The organism is Citreimonas sp. (assembly GCF_042096055.1).
Classification (GTDB): domain Bacteria; phylum Pseudomonadota; class Alphaproteobacteria; order Rhodobacterales; family Rhodobacteraceae; genus Citreimonas.
Map to the genome: position 1 here is coordinate 1,726 of NZ_JBELMH010000128.1, position 3,759 is coordinate 5,484.

Consider the following 3,759-nt stretch of genomic DNA (forward strand, 5'->3'; position numbering starts at 1 on the left):
GTTGATCCACCGGCTGTGCCACGACGTCGGCTTCGCGCGCCGGGCCGGCGAGAACCGGCTGGACCTGGTGATTCCACTCTCCGGTGCCGGCGGCGCCCGGAAATGACCGGTCGCGCGACATCTTCGCGCCGGATTCGCCGGCGATACCCGGACGCGTAGCCGGCAAGGCTTCCCTCGGCGCCCCGTCGAAACGGCCCCCACCGCGCGGGGCGCCGAGGAATCGCACATGCGCGTGCGCCTTCCGCCCCGCGCTTGAGCCACCCGTTTGACTACCCCCCGCGCGTGCCTAAGATGCGCGCCAGCGACAGGGGAGAGCGTGGATGCGGGACTTTCAACAACCGGGCCGTTCGGCCGTTCTGGCGACCAACGGGATGTGCGCGACGTCGCACCCGCTGGCGGCGGGCGCGGCGATCGACATTCTGAAACAGGGCGGCAACGCCGTCGACGCGGCCATTGCCGGCGCCATCGTCCTGGGCTTGGCCGAGCCGCAGATGACCGGGATCGGCGGCGACTGCTTCGCACTGATCTCGCCCGCCGGGGGCGACGACGTGATCGCGGTCAACGGCTCGGGCCGCGCGCCCGCCGCGGCCGACGCGGCCATCCTGCGAGAGCAGGGGCACGAGACCGTGCCGCTGCAATCGGCGCACGCTGTGACGATCCCCGGCGCCATCGACGCGTTCTGCACCATGTCCGAGCGCTGGGGCAAGCTGGGCCTCGCCGACAGCCTCGCCCCCGCGATCCGCTACATGGAGGATGGCGTGCCGGTTAGCCCGCGCGTCGCCTTCGACTGGGAGGACAGCGAGGACGTGCTCTCCGACAGCGGCCGGCGGCACTTCATGCGCCCCGACGGCTCGCGCCCGGTGGTGGGCGACATGTTCCGCCTGCCCGGCCAGGCCGAGGTGCTGCGCCGCATCGCGAAGGACGGACGCCGCGGTTTCTACGAAGGCGAGGTCGCGCAGGACATGGTGGCCACGCTGAACGCGCTGGGCGGCCTGCACACCGAGGACGACTTCAAGGCCGTCTCCTGCACGATCGCCGACCCGATCAGCGCCACCTACAAGGAACGCGAGCTGCTCGAGCATCCGCCCAACGGGCAGGGCGTGATCGCGCAGCTGATGCTGAACATGCTGGCGCAGTTCGACATCGCGTCGATGGATCCGTTCGGCGCGCAGCGCGCGCATATCGAGGCCGAGACCGCCAAGCTGGCCTACGACGCGCGCAACCGCTTCCTGGCCGATCCCGACCACATGGGCGGCCGGTTCGAGCATCTCGCAAGCCTCGAGACCGCGCAGAAGCTGGCCGCGCTGATCGACCCCAAGCGCGCCATGGCCACCACGCCGACGGCGCTGTCCGAGGCGGTGCACAAGGACACGATCTACATCACCGTGGTCGACCGCGACCGGACGGCGGTGTCGCTGATCTACTCGATCTTCCACGGCTTCGGCTCGGGGATCGCGTCGGACAAGTACGGCATCCTGTTCCAGAACCGCGGCGCGGGCTTCAGCCTGGCCGAGGGGCATCCGAACGAGATGAAGGGCGGCAAGCGGCCGATGCACACGATCATCCCCGCGATCCTGCGCGAGGGCGGCCGCGTCACCATGCCGTTCGGCGTGATGGGCGGCCAGTACCAGCCCAACGGCCACGCGCGCGTGCTGTCGAACGTGATCGACTTCGGCATGGACCCGCAGGCCGCACTGGATGCGCCGCGCAGCTTCGCCGAGAAGGGCGTGCTGCAGCTGGAGCGGGGTTATTCCGACGCGGTGCGCGCCGAACTGGCCGAGATGGGCCACCAGATCGAGACCCCGAAGGTCGCCATCGGCGGCGCGCAGGCGATCCGCATCCACGAGAACGGCGTGCTGGAAGGCGCGTCCGACCCGCGCAAGGACGGCTGCGCGCTGGGCTACTGACGCGCAGGGGCCGAACGACAAGGGGGCGGCCCGGTGCCGCCCCCTTTCGCATCCGCCCGCGCCGGCCGGTTGGCCGCGACAGCGATCAGTAGCTGTATTCGTCGTAGATGCGCGACAGGTCGCCGTTCCAGTCGCCGTGGTAGCGGCGCAGCAGCTCGTCCGCGGGAACCTCGCCGCTTTCGACGCTTTCCTTCAGCGCGTTGAGGAAATGCGTCTCGTCCGGGACAAGGCCGCCGGCCCCGGGACGCGCGCGGGCCTTCAGGCCGGCCTCGGCGATCGCGAGCACCTCGCGCGACAGCTCGTGCATCGAGATGCCGTTCACCTGCGCCTGCAGCCCGTCGACGGACGCGGCGACGCGTAAAGCCTCGCGCGTCTCGGCGTCCCACCCCTTGACCAGATCCCAAGCCGCGTCGAGCGCGCCCTGGTCGTAGACCAGCCCCACCCAGAAGGCTGGCAGCGCGCACAGCCGCCGCCACGGTCCGCCATCGGCGCCGCGCATCTCGATGAACTTCTTCACGCGCGCCTCGGGGAACACCGTGGTCAGGTGGTCGGCCCAGTCCGACAGCGTGGCGATCTCGCCCGGCAGCGCCGGCAGCTCGCCCTTCAGGAAATCGCGGAAGCTTTGTCCCAGCGCGTCGATGTAGCGGCCGTCGCGGTAGACGAAGTACATCGGCACGTCGAGCACGTAGTCCACCCAAGCCTCGAACCCGAAGCCGTCGTCGAAGACGAAGGGCAGCATGCCGGTGCGCGCGTCGTCGAGGTGTCGCCACACCCGGGCGCGCCAGGACTTGTGGCCGTTGGGCTTGCCCTCGAAGAAGGGCGAATTCGCGAACAGCGCGGTGGCGACCGGCTGCAGCGCCAGTGCCACGCGCAGCTTCTGGACCATGTCGGCCTCGGATCCGAAGTCGAGGTTCACCTGAACCGTGCAGGTGCGGCGCATCATGGTGGTGCCGGACGTGCCGACCTTCTGCATGTAGCCGTCCATCAGCGCGTAGCGCCCCTTGGGCATCAGCGGCATGTCGTCGTGCGACCATTCCGGCGCGGCGCCGAGGCCGATGAAGCCCACGCCGATCTCGTCGGCGATGTCCTTCACGTCGCCCAGATGCGCGTTCACCTCGTCGCAGGTCTGGTGGATCGTCTCGAGCGGCGCGCCCGACAGTTCCAGCTGTCCGCCGGGCTCCAGGCTGACGTTGGCGCCGTCCTTCTCGAGGCCGATGATCTTGCCGTTCTCGCGCACCTCGGTCCAGCCGTGGCGGTCGCGCAGACCTTCCAGCACCGCCCGGATCGAGCGTTTGCCCTCGTAGGGCAGGGGACGGTGGCTGTCCTTGCAATAGCCGAACTTCTCGTGCTCGGTCCCGATGCGCCACTGGTCCTTCGGCTTGCAGCCCGCGGCGAGATACTCGGCCAGCTGGCCCTGGTGCTCGATCGGCCCGCCGCCGGATTGAGGGATCGACATGTCTGGCCTGCTCCGGTGGTTCCTGCCGCGACCGTCTGGATGGGCGGAAAGGCGGCCCGTGTCAATGTGCGCGCCCGCGCCACAAGGGTGCGGGAATGACGGGTGTCCGGTCGCGGCCGGCCCGCGGAAACCGGGTTGCGGCCGCGCGGCGGCGGTGCACAGATCGGCGCAGGCAAGCACGAGGGACGCGATGGGAAGGCTGGACGATCGACTGGACGCGGTGCGCGGCGCGATGGCCGAGGGGGGCATCGACCTGCTGGCGCTGGGGCCGGGGGCGCACATGCACTGGATGCTGGGCTGGCACCCGCATCCCGACGAACGCCTGACGCTGCTGGTGATCGGCGCGGACATGGCCGAGTTCGTCGTGCCCTCGGTCAACGCCGAACAGGCGGCCGC

General features: G+C 70.2%; 3 protein-coding genes. 2 read left to right on the top strand and 1 reads right to left on the bottom strand.

From position 1 onward, the window contains the following. Positions 1 to 320: 320 nt before the first annotated feature. Positions 321 to 1,907 carry a gamma-glutamyltransferase gene (gene ggt / locus ACFDTC_RS17185; RefSeq protein WP_375260103.1) on the top strand — a complete coding sequence of 529 codons (1,587 nt, stop codon included), beginning with the start codon at positions 321 to 323 and terminating at the stop codon, positions 1,905 to 1,907. A gap of 85 nt (positions 1,908 to 1,992) precedes the next feature. Here the strand turns inward: ggt and ACFDTC_RS17190 are convergent, their stop codons facing one another. Then, entirely contained in the window at positions 1,993 to 3,363 is a 1,371-nt protein-coding gene (locus ACFDTC_RS17190) for a glutamate--cysteine ligase (RefSeq protein ID WP_375260104.1), read from the bottom strand. A gap of 190 nt (positions 3,364 to 3,553) precedes the next feature. Here ACFDTC_RS17190 and ACFDTC_RS17195 point away from each other — a divergent pair. Continuing rightward, positions 3,554 to 3,759: aminopeptidase P family N-terminal domain-containing protein (locus ACFDTC_RS17195; protein ID WP_375260105.1), on the top strand; the 206-nt coding region annotated here is incomplete at its 3' end.